Genomic DNA, 19497 nt, shown 5'->3' with positions numbered 1-19497 from the left:
CATGTTTCAAGGTGAACGCGTGACTGCGTACCACCCTAGCCCACTCGACCGGTTACGGGCGGGGGCGAGGCACTGGTGGTGCGTAACGCAAGCCTACGGTTCAAACGGTGTGGAGGTAGGTATCCCGGGTTCGTCCGGCCCGCGATACGCGACGAGGTCGAGTGGGGTCAGCGCGCTGGTTTCGTCGATATGCAGCAAGGCGTCGAACCGGTCCGCCGGCCGGGCGTGGAAGTAGTGGCTGCGCCGTTCGTTGTCGGGCCGGTAGACGACTCCGATGGCGCGTTCGAGCTGGGGAGCGGCGAGCGCGGGGATCGGGTCGCGATCCAAGCGCAGCAAGAACCGTTCGATCCCGGTGCGGTGCAACAGATTCTCCACGCTGCCCGGCAGGGAAGGCCGCAGCCGCTTCACCCGGGGGCGGCCGTCCCATTCGTCGGCGGCCAGTACGGTGCCGGTGTGGGTGGTGAAGCCGAGGATGCAGGATTCGCCGGGGCAGTTCTGCCGGACCAACTGGCCGAGATTCAATTCGCCGGCCGACCCGAGTTCCGTGGCGCGTGCGTCGCCGAGATGCGAATTATGCGCCCACACTACGACTTTCGGCTCGGAATCGGAGCGCTGCCGCAGATGTGCGCGTAATGCGGTGAGGGTGGCGAACATATGTTCGTCGCGCAGATTCCACGACGATACGCGGGAACCGAACATCGCCCGGTAGTACTGTTCGGCTGCCGTGACCAGGCGGGCGTTCTGTTCGGCGTAGAACCGTTCGTCGGGGTCGCTGTGCCCGTCGGTGCGCAGCTCCCGGGTGCTCATTCGCTGCATTTCCGTCAGCTGCGCGACCACCGCGTCCGCACAGTCGTCGCCGGCGCCGAACGCGGCGGCGTAACCGTAGTGCTGTTCATCGGTGTGCTGGTCGAAACAGGCGTACCGGTCGCGGGCCCGCCGTGCCGCGGCCGGGTCCACGCGGTCGAGGTAGCCGATGACCTCCGCAGCGGAGCGGCGCATGCTGTAGAGATCGAGCCCGTAGAAGTCGACGGTGCGCGCCGGGGCACGCCCGTTGTATTCGCGGAGCCATTCCACGAAATCGCGGACCACGGTGTTGCGCCACATCCACATCGGGAAGCGCTGGAAACCGCGTAGTGCCTGTTCGGCGTCACTGTCGTCGCCGCGCCCCCGGATATAGCGGTTCGCCCGGTGGGCGTCGGGCCAGTCGGCCTCCACGGCGACCGCGTCGAAACCGGCGAGTTCGACGAGGGCACGCGTCATCCGGGCCCGGGCGGCGTAGAACTCCGAGGTGCCGTGGGTGGCCTCCCCGATCAGGACGTACCGGGCGTCACCCACCAAGTCCAGCAGAACGTCGTCGGACGGGACGCCGTCGGGCAGCGGGGTGGCGGCGGACCTGACACCTACCTCCGGGCCGGTGGCGGCGGCACGCTGTTCGCCTGCCGGGAGCTGTACGGCGCGGCCGAGCATATCGCGGATCTCCTCGTCGGAGCTCGGGGTGAAGTCCCGGTACTCGGCGCTCACCCCGGCGAACCCCGCAGGCACCCGCGCGCAGACCATCTCGTCCACCCGGGCGCGCAACCCAGCGTAGGTGGCTTCGAGGGCGACGGGTACCGCGACGACCACACGCGCCGGATGCATCCGATACACCGTGCGGACCGCCACGTCCATCGTCGCGCCGGTCGCCAGGCCGTCGTCCACCAGGATCACCGTCCGGCCCGTGACATCGAGCAGTGGCCGTTCACCCCGGTAGGCGTGTTCCCGGCGGCGCAGTTCCCGGCCCTCCGCGCGGGCTATCCGTTCCAGGACATCGGGGCCGACCCGTTCCGCGGCCAGGACATCACGGTTGGTCACCAGAACCCCGCCGCTGGCGATAGCGCCCAGCGCCAGCTCGGAGTTACCCGGAGACCCGAGTCTGCGGACGACCAGGACATCGAGCGGTGCCCCCAGCGCCTGCGCCACTTCGTATGCCACCGGCACACCGCCCCGGGGTAGCGCCAGAACGACGGTATCCGGCTCGCGGAACCGGTCCAGCAGCGTCGCGAGCGTCCGCCCGGCCTCGTGACGGTCACGGAAAACGCTTGTCGCCATGTGGCGGCGCTACCCCGTCCGGCCCTGAGCAAACAGGGCAGGTCAGGGTTGAGAGGCCGGCTCCGCGGCAGGATCGCCGTCGGTGCTTCCCGCGCCGATGTCGTGGTGCAGTGTCAGCAGTAGGTGGTCGAGGCGGGTGCGTAGCCGGACCTCGTCGTCGGCGATGCCCGGAAGAGCCGCAACCATCTGTTCGGCGACCCGGCGCAACTTGATGTTGGTTTCCTGCGACCGCCAGCGCAGCACATGGAAAGCCTGGTCGGCGTTGACTCCGTAGGCGAGCATGAGCGCACCCTTGGCCTGTTCGATGACTATCCGGGCATCGAGTACCTGCGGCAGGGCGTCGTCGAGGGCTTCCCGGCGGAATTCGTCCGCGGTGGTGGACAGATCTATGTAGAAGCCCTCGGTACCGATCGCTTCGCCGGCCTCGTCGACCATGGGTTCCGATACCACGAGCACTTCGAGGACCCGGCCCGCCGTATCGATGATGCGGTGCCGGCTGGAGAACGGGCCCCCGTCCTCGACCGACAGGATCATGGCCTCGAGCCGGTCCCGATCGTCGGGGTGCTTATGCGAGAGCAGCAGCTCGGTGGTGGGCCGGACTTCCGGAGAATAACCGTAGATACGGGCGGCTTCTGCGGACCATTCCCAGCTGCGGGTTGCGAAGTAGTACCGGAACCGTCCCACTTCCAGCGGATCGCCGGCACCGACCACTCGTTCGACGAGTTCGACCTCGGACTCCGGCAGCTCGTCCCGCGCATTCATGACTGCGATTATTCCCCGAGCAGCCTGCCCGCCGGCGGCCGCGGTGCCGTGGCGGCCGTGCCGGGAGGAACTGCCCGGAGCGCGCCCGAGTGTTTGCCGCCCGCGGATCCGGGAAGCCGCCGACCGGGAAACGACCATGTTCACAGTCCGGGCACGGCACAGCCGGGCACGCCATCGAGGAGGACAACTCGTGGACCGAACATCGGAACAGGGCTCCGCGAACCCCGCCGCGTCCGAGGCGGCGCAGCGCCCGCTCGGCGCAGGCCGGGGCGATGCCGACCCCAAACAACAACAGCTCGATCCACTGCGACAGGACCGCGAAAGCGGGTACCTCACCACGCAGCAGGGGGTTCGGGTGGACCACACCGACGACGCGCTGACCGTCGGCGCGCGCGGGCCCACGCTGCTCGAGGACTTCCATGCTCGCGAGAAGGTCACCCATTTCGATCACGAACGCATTCCGGAACGTGTCGTGCACGCGCGCGGCGCCGGTGCCTACGGCTATTTCCGCCCCTACGACGATTCGCTGGCGGAATACACGGCCGCGAAATTCTTGACCGATCCCGGCACCCGGACCCCGGTTTTCGTCCGTTTCTCCACCGTCGCCGGATCGCGCGGCTCGTCCGATACAGTGCGCGATGTCCGCGGTTTTGCCACGAAGTTCTACACCGATCAGGGAAATTATGATCTGGTCGGAAACAATTTCCCGGTGTTCTTCATCCAGGACGGCATAAAATTCCCGGATTTCGTGCACGCGGTGAAACCGGAACCGCACAATGAGATCCCACAGGCGCAGTCGGCGCACGATACGCTCTGGGATTTCGTGGCCGAACAGCCCGAAACACTGCATGCGATCATGTGGTTGATGTCGGACCGCGCACTGCCGCGCAGCTACCGGATGATGCAGGGATTCGGCGTCCACACGTTCCGGTTCGTCAACGCCGAGGGCCGCGGAACCTTCGTGAAATTCCATTGGAAGCCGGCCCTGGGCGTGCATTCGCTGGTGTGGGACGAATGTCAGCAGGTCGCCGGGCGAGACCCGGACTACAACCGGCGCGACCTGTGGGACAGTATCGAAGCCGGTGATTTCCCGCGCTGGGAACTGGGCGTGCAGCTCGTACCGGAGGAGCAGGAATTCGATTTCGATTTCGACCTGCTCGATTCCACCAAGATGATCCCGGAGGAACAGGTCCCGGTGCGCCCGGTCGGTGAGATGGTGCTCGACCGCAATCCGGACAATTTCTTCGCCGAAACGGAACAGGTCGCCTTCCATACCGCGAATGTGGTGCCCGGTATAGATTTCACCAACGATCCACTACTGCAGCTACGGAATTTCTCCTACCTGGACACCCAGCTCATTCGCCTCGGCGGGCCGAATTTCGCCCACCTCCCGGTGAACCGGCCGCTGGCCGATGTCCGCACCCATCAACAGGACGGATACAGTCGCCACGATATCCCGCACGGCCAGGCGTTCTACACCAAGAACACCCTCGGAGGCGGATGCCCGGCCCTCGCCGATGCGGACGTCTTCCGGCATTACACCCGGCGGGAGGAGGGGGAGACGCTGCGGGTCCGCAGCGAAACCTTCAAGGAGTACTACCGGCAGCCCCGCATGTTCTGGCGCAGTATGACCGCGCCCGAAGCCGAGCACATCGTCTCCGCGTTCGCTTTCGAACTGGGGAAATGTAAGCGGGTCGAGATCCGCTCGCATGCGCTCGAACAGCTGGTCCGGATCGACCCCGACCTGGCCGGCCGTGTCGCCGGTCGGCTCGGGCTGCCTACCCCTGAAGCCGGCCCGGTGGAGGACGTCCCGTTGTCGCCGGCGCTGTCGCAGGTGAAGGACCCACCGCCCACCATCGCCACCCGTAAGATCGCCGTCCTCGCGGCGGACGGGGTCGATGTAGCGGGCGTCGAACGGTTGCGCACGGCGCTGCGCGAACGCGGCGCCGAAACCGAGGTACTGGCCGAACACGGCGGCGAACTGAGCGGTGCCACCGACGGCAGCGTGACCGTGGACAAAACCCTGGCAACAGTGGCATCGGTTCTCTACGACGCGGTGGTCGTGGCCGGGGGCGAAACCTCCGCCCGCAGCCTTGCCGCCGCGGGACCCGCGGTGCATTTCGTGACCGAGGCATACAAGCACGCCAAACCGGTGGCGGCGCTGGGTGCAGGGGCCGAGGTGTTCCGGGCCGGTGGTATCGCGGTCCCACCAGAGCCGGATACTCCGGTCGAGGGTGTGCTCCAGACCGGCGATGCAGTATCCGACGGCTTCGTCGAATCTTTTGCGACGGTGCTCGCCGGCCACCGCATCTGGGAGCGCGAGACCACGGCGATACCCGCCTGAAGCGTCGGCGTCGTCACCAGGAGATCTGGGCCCGGCCGGCACGAGACCACATGTCGGCCGGGCCCGATGCCACGACAGCGAGTAGCGATGAGGCTCGGGTGAGTCGTCTCCCACCAGCGGGCCACATTCTGCTCGACAGTGTCACGCCACCCGCGGTCCGCACTCCGCTCGAGCATAGGAATCAACTGCCGCAGGGTGGCTTTCGCGTCGCCCACCAAGTTCACTTCGGTGGGGTAGCGCATCCCGATGAGCGCGCCGTCGATATCGATCTGCACCCCGCGGGCCTGATCGAAATCCGGCAGGAACTGGCTGTAGAGGAAATCGGATCCCACGATGAGCAAGGTGTCGCAATCCCGCATCAGTTCGTAGCTGGGCCGGGTGCCGAGCAGTCCGATGGAGCCGGTGACGAACGGCGGCTCGTAAGGCTCTTCTTGCAGGTCGGCGGGCAGAATCACCACTGTCGGCGCACGCCGGGCCATTGCGGTCCGCAAAGCGCGATCCAGCGCGTTCGGCAGCTGGTTCGCGACATCGACCTCGACGAGATAGTCCCTCAGCGCACCGTCGCGGGCCGCGGGGCCTGCGCCGATGGCCGCCCAGCCGACAGCGCTCGTGAGCTGATACCGCTCCGGCCAGGGTCGTACCCCGGCCGGGATCAGGCCGAATGCGGCAGGCTGGTGAGTGCCCGGACTGCGTCGGCCAGCGGGATCATCCGCTCGGACTGTTCGGCCAGCAGGCCCATTTCTATGTACTGACGGATCAGGATGGACGGTGTCACTCCGTGTTCGGCGGCCTTGCGCCGGACCCGGTCGCGCATGTCCGGTGTCCATTTGAAGGAAGTGGTGACCATTCCCTGTTCGATCCGGTCCGTGGTCGGCGGCAGCGGCGGCAGGCCCGCGGTGTCGTCGTAGGTGAGTGTGTTCAGGAAATCCTCGGCCGCCTCGGGAGTTCGGGGGTAGCCGGGGTCGGGTTCGTTATCGATCATCTCGGGTCGCCTCCCATGCGGTGTACTCGGCGAGCTGGTGGGGCCGCATCCTGCTCGCCAGCAGAATCTGCCAGCGGGTATCGGCGCGGAGCCACCGCAGCAACACGATCAGGGCGCGGCCGTCGTCGGTACGACCCCAGACGGTCGCGGTGGGTAGTCCCTCGCGGCTCGTCGCCGCCCGGGGCCACCGCCGCGGTGAATACAGCACCTCCAATACTTCCCAGGGCTCGATTCCGCTGCGGTGGAGCAGGTCGTATGCTCCGGCCCACCATTCGTATTGCCCGTGTTCCACGGACAACCACGATAATACCCCGGTATTACCTCCGCCGCCCAGAGCCTGCCGGGCGACTGCGGTCAGGCTTTCGCGGGCACCGGGGTGTTATGCCGCGCTGCGACCCACCAGCGCTCGTCCTCCCGGACCAGGACGTACAGCGCGACCATCGCAGGATCGCGGTCGATGAGTTCGCCGTGGGCGGTGACCGCGCGGGCCGTCTTGTGGGCGATCGCGATATCCGGGCGCAGGAAAACGATATCGGTCACCGCGTAGCGCACGTACTCGTCGGCCAGGAAACCGGCCAGGCCGCGCCGGGCGGAATCCAGGAGGGTGTCGTATCCGGAGATGATCGCGCCCACCGCGTTGCCCGCAGCGGCATTGGCGATGAATCCGCTGACCATCAACTCCGCGTCGTTGGTGTTGTACCCGGTTTCGACATCGCTGACCAACTCCCGGATCGCCGCGATATCGGAGGTGTGGTCGGCCGTGCTGTCCTCGACTGTGGGCCGTTCGAATGCTGTTGCGCTCATATCGACAGCTTGGTACCTCAATATAGGTTGTGGTCAAGTCCGGCGGAGAGTGGCAACCGTCACGAACTCGGTCCGGGTCAGCGCAGCTGGACCACAGCAGTCGCGCGGCCGAATACCCGGCGGCCCTGGTGCCGGGCGGTGAGCGCGATCGTGGCGGTCCGGGCGGACGGATCGGTCGCCTTCACCCGGCCGCCGAACTCGATCTCGGCACCTTCCCGGGTGACGAAAACCGGACTGGTCAGCCGGACCGCGTACTCCCGGAGTGCACCCGGGTCGCCGAGCCAGGAGGTGACGAAGCCGGCGGCGGATCCGATCGTCAACATGCCGTGAGCGACCGGGGCCTCGAGATCCACGCGATCGGCGACCTCGGCGCTCCAATGGATCGGGTTGGGATCTCCGGAAACTCCGGCGTAATTCACCAGATCTCCGATGGTGAACCGCGCCGTCCTGGTAGGTAGTTCGTCGCCGACTCGGACGGTATCGAAATCGCGGGCACAGGGTCCGGCCGGCGGCTCCGCGCCGGCCAGAACGAGTGGCCGGCCCGCCGTGCGGGCGGCCGAACCTGCACGCGGGACAGGGGTTGCGCGATCGGCGCCGGGGCGGAAACCGTGCATGAGAACACCGGCGCCCAGCTCGCCGAGATCCGGTCCGGCACCCCTGCGCCCGACCACATCGGTCCGTGACACCAGAACCAGCGCGCCGTCCTGATCGGTGACCGCCGTTTCGAACGACATGAGGTCGCCACCGAAAGCGTGGCGCACCGAGTGGAGATGGACCTCGAAGGACAAGGCGTCGCCGGGCCGAATCGGCCGGTGATAGCGGATCACCTGATCGGTCTGCATGATCTGGCTCAGGTCGTAGCCGGTCATCACCGATTCGAACATTTCGGCCTGCGCCAGGAATCCGGGCACGGAGAAGAACGTCGGTGGGGCGATCAGGCCGTCGTATCCGTAGTCGATACCGGCGCCCTCGGACCAGTGCACCGGATGGTGATCCTGGACGGCGCGGGCGAACTCACGGATCTTCTCCCGGCCCACGACATAGTGGTCGCGGGCGCGGTAATGCAATCCCACCGGGAGTTCGCCGGCGATGAAAGTGCCGCCGGTGGAATCGATTACATCCTCATTCCCCATGAACGCAAACCTTACCGAGTCGATATCGATAGTGCTGAGCGACTGCCTTGCACCTGGGCCGGGGACACCGTCATCCGGGTGCCCGCCGACGGATGTCACCCGATATTCGCCGAGAGGTCCGGCAACATCCGCAGCGCCTGATCGGCCCAGTTGTTCCAGGCGTGAATACCGTGGGCGGGGAAGTCGTAGTGCACGTTCTGCGCCCCCAGTGTCGCCATCCGCACCTGGAATGCCCGGGTGTTCACCAGCGCGAGTGCCTCGAGGCCCATCCCGTTGACCGTGCCGATACTCGGCCCGTCGGTCGCGGTGGGCAGCCCACTGGCGGCCGAGACCCATAAGCGTGTGTTGTGCGCGACCAGGCTGGGCGCGGCGACGAACGGGTCGATATGCAGCCACTTCGGATCCCACGGGGCGGCCATCGAATCCACGTTGTACCCGCCGGCGTCGACCATCGCGACCCGGATCGCCTCCCGCATACCGGGCGCGGAGATGTTCAGGTAACCGGAATAGGAACCGGCGAAGCTGAACTGGCCGGGGTAGTGCGCGGCGAGGGTGAGCGCGGCACTACCGCCCATCGAGAGGCCGAAAACGCCGTTGCGTTGGCTCGCGAAACCCAGGCGGTCGCGCAGTGCGGCGGGCAGGTCGCGAGACAGGAAGGTCTCCCACTGGTAGGTGTAGGACTTCCCCGGGCCTTCCGCCAGGGCTTGCAGGCCGCCGGATCCCGACGCCGATCCCGACGACGATCCGTTCCCGGATCCGGTTCCCGGCGGCACCCCGAGGAAGTTGCTGGGTGCGTTCCAGTCGGTGTAGAAGCTGGACTGCCCGCCGACCGGCATCACCACATTGATATTCCATTCGGTGAATTCCCGGGCGATATCGGTATCGATTTCCCAGCCGCTGAGGTCCTCCCGGGCGCGCATACCGTCCAGCGCGTACACCACCCGCGAGGTATTGCCGTCGGCGGCGCGGAACACCCGGGATTTGATGGGGCCCATGGCGGAGTCGACCCAGAAATCCATACCCGTGGGGTCGAAGGCGGCCCGCGCGGCGGGAGCGCCACCGCTGACCAGTGATACGGATTGGATCATCACGGCGAGCACGGCGGTGGCCAGCCAGAATCTGCGGCGGCTACGGAGGGCGAGGGTCGCCGGTGATAATCGCATGAGGGAACAGGGCCTTTCGTCCGGTGTGAACACATCGTGCGCATGACCGGCTCCCGCCGTCCGTACGCTTTCCGACCGGTGCCGAACAACGCGTGGCCCTGCCACGGCATCGGCATACCGGTTTCTGTGTCGTCTCCGGAGACTGTGCTGTTACCTTTTTGTGATGTGTCACGCGCCCGGGCCGGGCCGCCTATGACCGGTTCCGGCCGGCTTCAGGACCCCGGCCGTCCCTTCTCCGTTATTTGTGCGCCTTCTTGTACGCCTCGAGCACCTCGGCCGAGATACGACCGCGGTTCGAGACCTCGATACCGTTCGAACGGGCCCATTCGCGGATGGCCTGGGTCTGCCGGGTGTCCGTCGCGGACTGGGCGGGACGTTTACTCTTCGTGACCCGGCCGCCGACCCGGCGCGCGTGCACAGCCCACCCCCCGACGATGTCGCGCAGGTGCCCGGCGTTGCGTGCCGAGAGATCTATCTCGTAGGTGACACCGTCCAGAGCCAAGGTGACGGTCTCCTCCGCCGGCGAAGTTCCGTCGTAGTCGTCGACCAGCTCAACGATGACCTTGCGCGCCATGCATTCCTCCGAAAGTGGGCAGATTGTCCCGACAATCGTAGCGATGTCCTTACGGCGCACCGGAACCGGCGGCGGCCGCGGTCGGTGCACGGGTACCGCGGTGGCGGCGCAGATCTGCACGGCGGGGGGCGACGACCAGCGCCTGCTGTCACGGAGATGCCGCCACGTGGCCTATTACGGCGCCGCGAGGCGGCGGATCTCCGCGACCACGACCCCTGGGTCGGTGATCGGGGGATAGTGGCTCGAATTGTGCGCCAGGACATGGCGCCCGTCGGCGACGGCCGCGCGGTGCGCGTGCGCGGTGTTGACGGCGGCCCGGACTCGCGTATTCATACCGTCGCCCGCGCGTGCGCCCGATATGACAGTGACCGGGATATCGCCCCGGGCGGGCGGATGGTCGCGCCAGGCCGCGAGATCGTCGAGAAAGGTCCGGGCCTGTACCGCCTGCGTACGGACGACGCCCGGGGTGAACGCCTCGCGCTCCATATCTGCGCGGACATCCGCCGGTACCGCGTCGAGCATGCGGCCGAACATCCGGCGCAGCAGCCCCAAGCGGGCAAGCCCTCCGTTCACCGTGATCGCCACGCGTTCCATGCGCCGGAAAGCAGGAGCGAACAACATATCCGCGGCCTCGTCGGTGGGATCGACGAGCACGATTCCGGCCATCCGGTCGAGCCGGCGGGCGGCGGCGAGCCGGGCGATCACACCGCCGGCGCTGTGACCGGCCAGCACGAACGGCCCGGACCCGAAATGATCGAGCACATCGACGAGATCATCGGCCATCCGCTCCAGACGGCGACCGGCCGGGTCGGCGGGACTGCGACCCAAGCCCGCGCGGTCGTAGACCACGGCGGGCGCGAAACGGCCCACTTCGGGTTGCACCAACCCCCACGAGGAACGAGTGGCCGCCGCACCTGCTTCGAAGACGACGACCGGAGATGAGGCGGGCTGCGGGCCCGGCAGGGCCATGGCATGCAACCGGCGGCCGTCGCGGGTGGTCACCCACTCGGAGACCCCTTGGATGTGCTGATCCGGCCCGGATACGCTGTCGCGGTCGAGCATGCGGTGTCCCCTCGTTCTGTGCTTCACCCGACCCCCGGGGAGCGGTAGCGGTGCGGAGCCCGATCACCACACCGGCATCCGGCCGTACGGTAGCACTCCGCAGCACATGCCGGGGCCCCGTCGTTCCGGTCCGCGCCCGGACCTATCCGACCCGGGTCGTGTGGAACTCGTGAAATGCGCGCAACGTCTCCTGCGGTGCTTCCAACTGCGGGTAGTGGCCGGCAGCGGGCAGTTCCACCACATCGGGCTCGTCGACGACGCGGCGGTAGCGGCGCGCCATCCGCTCCCCGGACACCGGATCGCGTAAACCGTCGATCAACCGGACCGGTACCTGCGGCCGGACGAGGGCACCCACCCAGCGTTGCCGTTGTGTCCGCCGTTCGGCCAGATAACCCATCAGCTTGTGGCCGTTGCGTTTCCCGTGCTTACTGCACCACAGCAGCCAGAAACGATGCATTTCGTCGGCGTCGGGTTTGCTGTCGGGGCCGAACACCGCGGCCAGGCTGTGCGCGAAGGTGCCCTCGGTGCCGAACCGGCCGACCAGCGGGCCGAGCGGGCCGGCCAGGAGCCGCTGGATGGGTCGCGGCCGGTGGGCCTCCGGGAAGAGTCCGCCGTTGAGCAGGCATACCGATTCGATGATCAGCGACGTATCACCGGCGGCCCGGCGTTCGGCGTCACGGGCCAGAAGTTCCTGGGCGACGGTATCGCCGTAGTCGTGAGCCAGGATGTGGTAGCGCTCGACGCCCTGTTCGCGCAGCAACTGCTCGCACAGATCGGCCTGATCGGCGATCGTGTAGTCGTAGTGCTGCGGTTTGGCCGACCAGCCGAACCCGATCAGATCCGGGGCCAGGACGCGGGCGAACTGCGCGCACAGATCCGGCCAGATCCGGTGCCAATCCCAGGACGCGGTGGGGAAGCCGTGCAGGCACAACAAGGTTCCCGCGGAACCGGTTCCGCCGGACCGCCAGAAGATCTGGTGTCCGCGATGGGTGAAACGCTGTCCGTTCGACCGCCAGCTCGCAAACTCGTCCATGCTCACAGCATGCCCCGCCGCGGCCCCGGGGTCGAGGAAATCACGGGCGCGTCGGTCGGCTCGGGTATCCGTACCGCGGCGGTATGGGCACGGCTGCGGCCACACGGTCCGGCGCCGCGCTCCGCCGTCCCGCGTCCATTAGGGTCGGGGCCGCAACCATCGAGGTCCAGACCCCTACGAACCGTCCAGGAGGCCCGCAGTGCGGATCGGTATTCTGCTCAGTGAACGATCCGGAAGCGACGCCCTGCGCGCGCTCACCGACGACCTGCACCGGACCGCCGACGAAGGGTTCGTATCGGCCTGGATGTCGCATATCTTCGGCGTCGACGCGCTCACCGCGCTGGCGGTGGCGGGCAGCCGGGTACCGGAGATCGAGCTCGGGACGGCCGTGGTGCCGACCTACCCCCGGCATCCGGGCGCGCTGGCCCAGCAAGCCCGCACGACCGCACTGGCGGTGGGCCCCGATCGCCTGACCCTCGGTATCGGGCTGTCCCATCGCGTCGTCATCGAGAACATGTTCGGGTACGGATTCGAGCGGCCCGCCCGCCATATGCGCGAATACCTCTCGATTCTCGATCCCTTGCTGCAACGGCAGCCCGTGTCCTATACCGGTGAAACCCTGGCCGGGAATCTGGAGCTCGCAATCCCGGACGAGGGCCGGATCCCGGTCCTGCTGGCCGCCATGGGCACCCGGATGTTGCAACTCGCCGGGCGCCGCGCCGACGGCACCGTGTTGTGGATGACCGGCCCGGCCACGATCCGGGAGCATATCGCCCCGACCATCACCGCGGCGGCCACGGACGCCGGCCGGTCCCCGGCCCGTATCGTCTGCGCACTACCGGTGCTGGTGACCGACGATGCCGACGCCGCGCGAGAACGGGCCGCCCGCACCTTCGCCACCTACGGCACCCTGCCGTCCTACCGCGCGATGATGGACCGTGAGGGCGCTGCCGGACCGGCGGATCTCGCGATCATCGGCACCGAGGATCAGGTCGCCGCCCGGGTGCGGGAGGTATTCGACGCCGGTGCCACCGAATTCGTCGCCTCGGTCTTCGCCGGCGGCGCGGAGGCACAGCGCACCCGGGCGCTGCTCGCCGGCCTGCTCGGCTGAACCGGAGCCCGGCCGTATCGCTCAGCCCGGCCGGGTGATCATGACCGGGCAGGCGGCCCGCTGGATCAGCGACTGACTGGTCGAGCCGAGCAACAGTCCACGGAATCCGCCCCGGCCGCGGCTGCCCACCACCACCAGTTGGGCGCGTTCGGACCATTCGCGCAGATGCATTGCCGGGGTCGAGGGATACACCTCGCGCCGCACGGTGACCTCCGGGTAGCGCTGCTGCCATCCGGCCAGCCGCTCGGCGAGCACGGCCTGTTCGGCGGTCTGCAGATCCTCGGCCGGGATCTCGATGTAACCGGTACTGGCGAATTCGGTGAAGGTGAGGTCGCTCCACGTGTGCACCGCGACCAGTTCGGCTCCCCGTTCGGCAGCCTCGGCGAATGCGGCGGCGACGGCGGTATCGCTGACCGGGCTGCCGTCGACCCCGACCACCACGGGGCCGTCCGTGATGTCCTCGTTGTCCTCGCGGACCGCGACGATGGTGCCCTGCCCGTGCGAAGCGACCGCCAGAATGGTCGACCCCAGATGCGCGATCGCGCCGCCGCGGCGCGACCCCAGCACCACCATATGCGCGGATTTGGACAATTCGATCAGCATTTTGGCGGGGCTGTGTTCGGAGAGCAGGGTGTCCGGTGCCAGTTCCGGCGCGGCCTCGTGGACGACCTGCACGCCGGTGGCCAATGCCTGTTCGCCGTGCGTGCGCAGGGTCTGCACGGCCTCGTCGACCATCGGCTTATAGGCGACCAGCCAGGTTTTGGCCGGGGTGGAATTCATCCCGTAGGCCAGGATGAGCCGCCGCCCTCGCCGGGCGGCCACCGTGGCGCCCCAGCGGATGGCCGAATGAGAGGCGGGGGTGCCGTCCACGCCCACCACCACGGCAGCGGATACGAGCCGATGCGGATCCTCCTGGTTATCGGTCATAGTCCCGAGTATCCACCCGGCAAACGGTGCCGGTCCTGTACTGCGGGCGTGTCCGCACGATTGCGTGTCGCGGAATTGTTGCTCGCCGGCTTTTCCGGTGCGCCCTGTAATTCTCTTCGGCGGCTCGCCGTCCATGGGGCTTGTCGAATGCCGTGAAATATGCAGATCATGATCACGTGCTGATATCGGATGGGGTGATCGGGCTACGGCCGATCGAGGTCGCCGACGCCGCCGCGCACCTGGCCGCCCTGGATCGGGAGTCGGTGCGCCGGACGGCCGGGCCCGGCCCACCGAAGACGATGGCGGAATTCGAACGGTGCGCCGCGGAGTGGGCCACCGACGGGCCTCGGAAAACATTTACCGTGGTGGACGTATCGTCGTATGCGCTGGCGGGGACGCTGGATGTGACGCTGGAACCGGAATTCCTGGCGAAACGCCAGGCCGATATCAGCTACGGAATCCACCCGCCGTGGCGCGGCAGTGGAGTGCCCGGCCGGACGATTGTGCTGGCCTGCCGGTATCTGGCCCGCAATGATTCGGCGGATGAGGCGGTGCTTCGAATCGATACGGACCACAAATCGGACATCGCACTCGCTCATCAGCTCGGATTCCACTACCACCGCAGCAGTACCGAGTCCGAGGGCTTCCTGGACTGGTTCATCCAAGCCCTGTAACCGGGGGCTCACGCGCCTTTACGGGTTCGCTTCTGGGCAGTTTTACGCGGGGAGGTCTTGCGGGTTTTCGCGGCGCCGGAACTCTTCTCACCGGCGGATTTCGTACCGCCGGATTTCCCACCACCACGGGTACCGGACTGCTCGCCGCCGCGGGCACCGCTGGCCTCCAGGCTGCGCTGCAGCGCAGCGACCAGATCGACCACCTCGGCATCGGATTCCTCGGCCGGTTCCTCGGTGCGTTCGGCAACCTTTCCGTCACCGCTGGCGATCGCTTCCTCCAGCAACCGTTTCAGTTCGACCTGGTATTCGTCGGTGAATTGATCGGGATCGAAATCGTCGGACATCGACTCGACAAGGGTTTCGGCCATTTTTATTTCCTGCGGCCGGGGCGCCGTGGCCTCCTCCAGCGATTCGAACGATACCGAGCGCACCTCGTCCGGCCACAGCAGCGTCTGCAGCACCAGCATCCCGTCGCGCACTCGCATCGCGGCAAGCCGGGTCTTCTGACGCAGCGTGAAATGGACGAGGGCGGTGCGGTCGATACGTTCGAGTGTGGCGGCCAGCAGCACATAGGCCTTGGGTGTGGTCGAATCCGGCTCCAGATAGTAGGTCTTGTCGTAGAGGATCGGATCGATCTGCTCCGACGGGACGAATTGCAGAACCGGGATCTCGTGTTTCTCGGCCACCGGTAGTTTGGCGAAATCGTCGTCGGTGAGCACGACCTTCTCGCCTTCCGGTGATTCGTACTGTTTATCGATATCGGCGAATTTCACCGATTGCCCGCAGACGGTGCAGACGCGGTCGTATTTGATCCGGCCGCCGTCCTTGGCGTGGACCTGGTGGAACCGGATGTCGTGGTCCTCGGTGGCGGTGTAGACCTTCACGGGGACGTTCACCAGCCCGAACGCGATCGAGCCTTTCCAGATTGACCGCATCACTCCATGATGACCGAACCGGACCCCGGGGGCGAGAGCGGCGGGAGATGGAGTGTCGCAGCGGCCAGCCGCGCGCGGGTACCGGGAGGTACTCCCGCGAACAGCCTGGTCATCGCGGCGACGGTGCCTGCGAAGTCGGCGCGTCCGGACAGATAGGCGTATTGCAGGTTGATATCGAGCTCGAAGAACGCGTCGAAAAAGCCGGGAAGTTCACTCGGCGGCAGCGCGAGCAAGGCCCGGAGCCCGGCGCGGCGCAGGCGATATACGGCTCGGGCCGCATTCGGCACGCGCGTGTGACCGTCCGCAATATCGCCGGCCGCGGCCAGAGCCGCCCCCACGCTGTATCCGGTGGCCGGATGCAAGTACCCGCCGGCGGCACCGAATCGGCCCGGCCGCGGGGCGCCGCCCACGACCGGAAAGCGGACCCGTTCGACCGGTTCGTCGCCGCGTACCGGTATGCCGCGAGCTCGTAATCGACAGCGCAATCGGCGGGCGAGTTCACCGAGGTCGATCGGTGGTGCCCCCACCAGGCAGGTCTCCTCGAAAAGGACGCGGTCGCCGCCGATCGGGATCCTGTACAGAAACGACCGTGGCGAGCCGGGGTCAGCGCCGTTATCGGCACGCCAGTCCATGAACAGCGCCGGCTCGTCGGGTCCGGGATCGTCGAGGATCAGGCCGTAGGCCGTCTGTTCGGCCCGGCCGGGCCGGCGTCGCAGGCCGCGCGCGTCGATCACACGCTCGGCCTGCAACGTCCGGCCGGTATCCAGGGTGACGATGTGCCGGTCGAGCCTGGTGGCCCGGCCGGTGAGCACGGTGGCTCCGGTGATGTCGAGGCTGCGCTGGAGGCGCCCCGTGTCGAGCACCGAGTACGAGCGGGGGATCGTGTGCGCGCGCAGGCCGTAGGCGCGCGGCAGGGCGACCGTTGCCGCGAGGGTGGTGCCGGCCAGCCAGGCCGGGAGTTCGTCGGTCCAGGCGGCGTAGGTCGCCCGCCAGTGCCGCCGTGGATTCGGATCGACCACGATCACCGACATACCCCGCACCAGGCATCGGTAGGCGAGCGCTCGGCCGGCCGGGCCCAGACCGCAGATCACGATATCGGCGCGCACGCGAGGATCGAAACACGGCCGGGAGGATTCGGTCTCGGCGGGGTACCGGGCATCGTGGTGCGTCTCGGTGGGGCCGGTCGCGCGCTCATCGTGCCGGGACCGGATAACGGCGATTCGACCAACGTGACGAGCGGTCATCCGTGCGGTCGGGCCGGTGCGGCTGTGGTGCTGATATTCGGGGGCGCTGTCGAGCATGGCGCGGCGGGTTTCCGGCCGTCTGTGGCCGGCCCTCGCCTGTCCGCGCACCGCTGATTCGCGCGGTCCTTTTGCAGGAACTGCTCGACCGGGGTAAGCGGGTGTCCGGCGGCGCATGCCGCCGGACACCCGGCGATCACTACGGGGCCGCGCCGAACGGTGCGGCGGTGTACCCTTCGGCCGCGCCGACCGCCCCGCCGACCGCCGCCCCGACGGCCATCGCGGGTGCCGCGATCACCGCGTAGCCGATGGCGGCGCCGAGCACCGGGCCCACGACGAGACCGATCGGCAGGAACGGAACACCGGAGATCAGCCCGGCGACCGCCCCCACCATCGCAGAGGTGGTCGCGATCGGGGAAGCCAGCGTATTGGCGACCGATGCGCCGATGGCCGCCGAACCCACGGTCTGTGCGGCCATCCGGTCCGACCGGCTGCGCTCCACGCCCACCGAATCATAGAAGGTCGCCACCTGCGCTTCCGCCTGCGCGGCGCCGGTATTGATCTCCCGGACATCGAACGGCGGCGCATCCATGACGACGTTGCCGATCCGGAGTTTGCCGGGCGGCGCCTCGATCGGTGCTACCGGTGCCACCGGCATCGGCGCGTGCAACTCGCCCTGCGGAGCGAGGTAGGCATGTGTGGGCAACTGCCGGGTCGCCGGCGTCGGGACCGGTTCGGCGACCGCCGCCGGCGCCGGAGCCGGCGGGGCGGGAAGCAACGGTGCCGCCACCATCCCGAACGTATCGGTAGCGGACCGTACTGCCACCTGGGTCGCATCGTGTACAACGGTGGTGAGATCGCGGACCGGATCGGGTGTGGCGGATGCCGGCTGGAGCGGATTCGCCGGTAGAGCGGGAATCGGGGGTGACGCGGGTGGAGCGGGGAGTGCTTCGGCATTGGCCGTACCGGCGCCGATCAGTGTCGCGATGAGCGGTACCGCGCCCGCCGCTACCACCGATCCCGCAGCCCGCCGAGCCGGACCGGTAGCTCTGTGCTTACCCATGGTCGCCTTTCTCCGGGAAATTGTCGGTTTGCCAGACATTCGGACCGGAACGCGCGACGGATGGGATCGTCCTGTTCAAACTGCTGGGCAATGCGTTCCTGAACAGGTAGCGAGACTGCGCAGCACATCGATAGCGGTCGGTTTGCGGTACCGGTCGGCAGTGACCGCTCCGCTGGTTGTGTGATCGATCGGACGGACTCGATTCCTCATGCCGGCGAACGATGACCCGGGAACCCGGCGCCCGGCCGTGGCAGATCGGAATCCGGCCGAGCCGGGCCGGATTCGGCAGGCTACTCATCGGAATTCGGAACGACTACGGGCACGCGGTATCGACCCGAGATACCGGCTCGGGTACCCACACCAGAACCGCTGTTCTTGTGGACGCACAGGCCGCACTCCCCGGTGCCCGGCTGCGGGACTCGAGCCGCCTACCGGACTGTGCTCACGGCTGGGCCCCGCCGAGTAGTGGTGTGGTGAAACCGTCGGTCACGCCGTACGCCGCCCCGAGTGCGGCCCCGGCGATCGTGGCGGGCACCGCGACGATGCCGTACCCGACCGCGGCGCCGAGGACCGGGCCGACGACGAGGCCGGTCGGCAGGAACGGTATCCCCGCCACGAATCCCAGTGCGGCGCCGAGCATTGCGAACGGTATGGCGACCGGCGCGGCGACGGCGTTGCCGATGCCGGCGCCGATGACGGCGTTACCCAGGGTCTGGGCGGCGAGCCGATCCGACCGGCCGGGCTCCACTCCCATCGAATCGAGGTAGGTCGACACCTGGTCCTCGGCCTGCGCGGCGCCCTGGTTGACCGGGGCGGCATCGAACGGCACGGCGATCACGAAATCACCGATCCGCAGTGTGCCGGGCGGTGCGTCGATCGGCGCCTCGGGGACGCCCGGCTGCGCCGCCGGCAGGGAGCCTCGGGGCGTGCGAAAAGCAGGTGCGGACAGCAGCGCCGCGCCCGGATCGGCGAGCGCGGCAGGCGGTGCGATGGCGGGGACGGGCCGAATCAGCGGTGCCGCAGCCGCGCTGATCGTATCGGTCACCGAATGGACAGCATCCTGGACGGCGGTGGTTGCCGCCGTGACCGGGTCCGGCGCGGCCGGTGTTGCCGGCGGCTGAGCAGCGGGAGCCGGTGCGCCGGCATCGGCCGATTCCGGTGCCGAGTCGGCAGGCACGGTGAACAGGTCCGCGAGCGGTGCGGAGAGCGGAGGTGTTACCGGCCGGGCCGGCACCGGCGCGGCCGGTCTGGTGAAAACATTCGTGGCCATAGCGGTGGGCGCCGGGGCGTCGGGTGTAGTGAGCGGCGCCGGGCCGGGTGTGGTGGGGATTGCCGCATTTTCCACGGCCGGCGCGGGAGCCGGGGGGAAGAGGCCCGCCGGGAGCGCGGGCAGAGAAGGGAGTGCCGGGATCGAGGGTGGAGCGGGGAGTGCTTCGGCATTGGCTGTACCGGCGCCGATCAGTGTCGCGATGAGCGGTACCGCGCCCGCCGCGACGACCGATCCGGTAGCGCGCCGGGTGACACCGGGAGCTCTGTGCTTACCCATGGTCGCCTTTCTCCGGAAATTATCGGTTTGCCCGATATTAGCTTCGGAGGGGGGT

18 protein-coding genes and 1 pseudogene are annotated in these 19497 nt (G+C 68.0%); 3 read left to right on the top strand and 16 right to left on the bottom strand.

The window, feature by feature from the left end; genetic code table 11:
- Window positions 1–93: 93 nt before the first annotated feature.
- Entirely contained in the window at window positions 94–2088 is a 1995-nt protein-coding gene (locus NS6_RS03405) for an erythromycin esterase family protein (RefSeq protein WP_068036288.1), read from the bottom strand.
- A 42-nt stretch (window positions 2089–2130) separates the two neighbouring features.
- A complete protein-coding gene (locus tag NS6_RS03400; protein ID WP_084470580.1) occupies window positions 2131–2850 on the bottom strand; it encodes a PAS and ANTAR domain-containing protein in 720 nt (239 codons plus the stop codon).
- A 190-nt stretch (window positions 2851–3040) separates the two neighbouring features.
- Here NS6_RS03400 and NS6_RS03395 point away from each other — a divergent pair, with 190 nt between their 5' ends.
- Window positions 3041–5194 carry a catalase gene (locus NS6_RS03395; protein WP_371859298.1) on the top strand — a complete coding sequence of 718 codons (2154 nt, stop codon included), beginning with the start codon at window positions 3041–3043 and terminating at the stop codon, window positions 5192–5194.
- A 104-nt stretch (window positions 5195–5298) separates the two neighbouring features.
- Here the strand turns inward: NS6_RS03395 and NS6_RS35600 are convergent.
- The 9 genes and pseudogenes from NS6_RS35600 to NS6_RS03355 all read right to left on the bottom strand — a co-directional run.
- Window positions 5299–5742: pseudogene (locus NS6_RS35600) on the bottom strand (hypothetical protein); the annotation flags it as partial.
- Between the two features lie 104 nt (window positions 5743–5846).
- Window positions 5847–6176, bottom strand: coding sequence for a hypothetical protein (locus tag NS6_RS35595; RefSeq protein WP_068036286.1), 330 nt, complete (start codon window positions 6174–6176; stop codon window positions 5847–5849).
- Entirely contained in the window at window positions 6166–6468 is a 303-nt protein-coding gene (locus NS6_RS03385) for a hypothetical protein (RefSeq protein ID WP_068036284.1), read from the bottom strand. Before NS6_RS03385 ends, NS6_RS35595 begins: the two co-directional genes overlap by 11 nt.
- Before the next feature lie 62 nt (window positions 6469–6530).
- Complete coding sequence (locus NS6_RS03380; protein ID WP_068036282.1) at window positions 6531–6980, bottom strand: SgcJ/EcaC family oxidoreductase; 450 nt, start codon at window positions 6978–6980, stop codon at window positions 6531–6533.
- Between the two features lie 77 nt (window positions 6981–7057).
- Window positions 7058–8113 carry a fused (3R)-hydroxyacyl-ACP dehydratase subunits HadA/HadB gene (locus tag NS6_RS03375; protein WP_068036280.1) on the bottom strand — a complete coding sequence of 352 codons (1056 nt, stop codon included), beginning with the start codon at window positions 8111–8113 and terminating at the stop codon, window positions 7058–7060.
- Between the two features lie 95 nt (window positions 8114–8208).
- Entirely contained in the window at window positions 8209–9276 is a 1068-nt protein-coding gene (locus tag NS6_RS03370; RefSeq protein ID WP_084470579.1) for an alpha/beta hydrolase, read from the bottom strand.
- A 238-nt stretch (window positions 9277–9514) separates the two neighbouring features.
- Complete coding sequence (locus NS6_RS03365) at window positions 9515–9850, bottom strand: histone-like nucleoid-structuring protein Lsr2 (protein ID WP_068036277.1); 336 nt, start codon at window positions 9848–9850, stop codon at window positions 9515–9517.
- Between the two features lie 174 nt (window positions 9851–10024).
- Window positions 10025–10912 carry an alpha/beta fold hydrolase gene (locus NS6_RS03360; protein ID WP_068036276.1) on the bottom strand — a complete coding sequence of 296 codons (888 nt, stop codon included), beginning with the start codon at window positions 10910–10912 and terminating at the stop codon, window positions 10025–10027.
- A 142-nt stretch (window positions 10913–11054) separates the two neighbouring features.
- The gene (locus NS6_RS03355) at window positions 11055–11945 is read right to left on the bottom strand and encodes an alpha/beta fold hydrolase (protein WP_068036274.1); all 891 of its coding nucleotides are present in this window, start codon (window positions 11943–11945) and stop codon (window positions 11055–11057) included.
- A gap of 199 nt (window positions 11946–12144) precedes the next feature.
- Here NS6_RS03355 and NS6_RS03350 point away from each other — a divergent pair, with 199 nt between their 5' ends.
- Window positions 12145–13056: an LLM class F420-dependent oxidoreductase gene (locus NS6_RS03350; protein ID WP_068036272.1), complete on the top strand. Its 912-nt coding sequence runs from the start codon at window positions 12145–12147 to the stop codon at window positions 13054–13056.
- 21 nt (window positions 13057–13077) lie between these two features.
- Here NS6_RS03350 and NS6_RS03345 read toward each other — a convergent pair whose 3' ends face one another.
- Complete coding sequence (locus tag NS6_RS03345; protein WP_068036270.1) at window positions 13078–13983, bottom strand: universal stress protein; 906 nt, start codon at window positions 13981–13983, stop codon at window positions 13078–13080.
- Between the two features lie 176 nt (window positions 13984–14159).
- Between NS6_RS03345 and NS6_RS03340 the strand changes: the two genes are divergently transcribed.
- On the top strand, window positions 14160–14657 hold the full coding sequence (locus NS6_RS03340) for a GNAT family N-acetyltransferase (protein ID WP_068037797.1): 498 nt from the start codon (window positions 14160–14162) through the stop codon (window positions 14655–14657).
- A gap of 8 nt (window positions 14658–14665) precedes the next feature.
- On the opposite strand, the gene ku is transcribed toward NS6_RS03340, so the two are convergent.
- The 4 genes from ku to NS6_RS03320 form a co-directional block, all read right to left on the bottom strand.
- Window positions 14666–15592: a non-homologous end joining protein Ku gene (gene ku, locus NS6_RS03335; RefSeq protein WP_068036268.1), complete on the bottom strand. Its 927-nt coding sequence runs from the start codon at window positions 15590–15592 to the stop codon at window positions 14666–14668.
- Complete coding sequence (locus NS6_RS03330) at window positions 15592–16698, bottom strand: lycopene cyclase family protein (protein WP_245669113.1); 1107 nt, start codon at window positions 16696–16698, stop codon at window positions 15592–15594. Before NS6_RS03330 ends, ku begins: the two co-directional genes overlap by 1 nt.
- A 334-nt stretch (window positions 16699–17032) precedes the next feature.
- Entirely contained in the window at window positions 17033–17896 is an 864-nt protein-coding gene (locus NS6_RS33625) for a hypothetical protein (RefSeq protein WP_157112605.1), read from the bottom strand.
- Window positions 17897–18338: 442 nt separating this feature from the next.
- Window positions 18339–19442: a hypothetical protein gene (locus NS6_RS03320; RefSeq protein WP_068036266.1), complete on the bottom strand. Its 1104-nt coding sequence runs from the start codon at window positions 19440–19442 to the stop codon at window positions 18339–18341.
- Window positions 19443–19497 lie beyond the last annotated feature (55 nt).

This window comes from Nocardia speluncae NBRC 108251 (assembly GCF_001613245.1).
Taxonomy (GTDB): domain Bacteria; phylum Actinomycetota; class Actinomycetes; order Mycobacteriales; family Mycobacteriaceae; genus Nocardia; species Nocardia speluncae.
This window is presented reverse-complemented; position numbering and strand designations above follow the sequence as displayed.

Excerpts from the sequence above, each read along its gene's own strand:
- ku (WP_068036268.1), bottom strand. The coding sequence starts at position 15,592 with ATGCGGTCAATCTGGAAAGGCTCGATCGCGTTCGGGCTGGTGAACGTC.
- NS6_RS03400 (WP_084470580.1), bottom strand. The coding sequence starts at position 2,850 with ATGAATGCGCGGGACGAGCTGCCGGAGTCCGAGGTCGAACTCGTCGAA.
- NS6_RS03365 (WP_068036277.1), bottom strand. The coding sequence starts at position 9,850 with ATGGCGCGCAAGGTCATCGTTGAGCTGGTCGACGACTACGACGGAACT.
- NS6_RS03375 (WP_068036280.1), bottom strand. The coding sequence starts at position 8,113 with ATGGGGAATGAGGATGTAATCGATTCCACCGGCGGCACTTTCATCGCC.
- NS6_RS03370 (WP_084470579.1), bottom strand. The coding sequence starts at position 9,276 with ATGCGATTATCACCGGCGACCCTCGCCCTCCGTAGCCGCCGCAGATTC.
- NS6_RS03405 (WP_068036288.1), bottom strand. The coding sequence starts at position 2,088 with ATGGCGACAAGCGTTTTCCGTGACCGTCACGAGGCCGGGCGGACGCTC.
- NS6_RS33625 (WP_157112605.1), bottom strand. The coding sequence starts at position 17,896 with ATGGGTAAGCACAGAGCTACCGGTCCGGCTCGGCGGGCTGCGGGATCG.
- NS6_RS03320 (WP_068036266.1), bottom strand. The coding sequence starts at position 19,442 with ATGGGTAAGCACAGAGCTCCCGGTGTCACCCGGCGCGCTACCGGATCG.
- NS6_RS03360 (WP_068036276.1), bottom strand. The coding sequence starts at position 10,912 with ATGCTCGACCGCGACAGCGTATCCGGGCCGGATCAGCACATCCAAGGG.
- NS6_RS35595 (WP_068036286.1), bottom strand. The coding sequence starts at position 6,176 with ATGATCGATAACGAACCCGACCCCGGCTACCCCCGAACTCCCGAGGCG.
- NS6_RS03380 (WP_068036282.1), bottom strand. The coding sequence starts at position 6,980 with ATGAGCGCAACAGCATTCGAACGGCCCACAGTCGAGGACAGCACGGCC.
- NS6_RS03345 (WP_068036270.1), bottom strand. The coding sequence starts at position 13,983 with ATGACCGATAACCAGGAGGATCCGCATCGGCTCGTATCCGCTGCCGTG.
- NS6_RS03355 (WP_068036274.1), bottom strand. The coding sequence starts at position 11,945 with ATGGACGAGTTTGCGAGCTGGCGGTCGAACGGACAGCGTTTCACCCAT.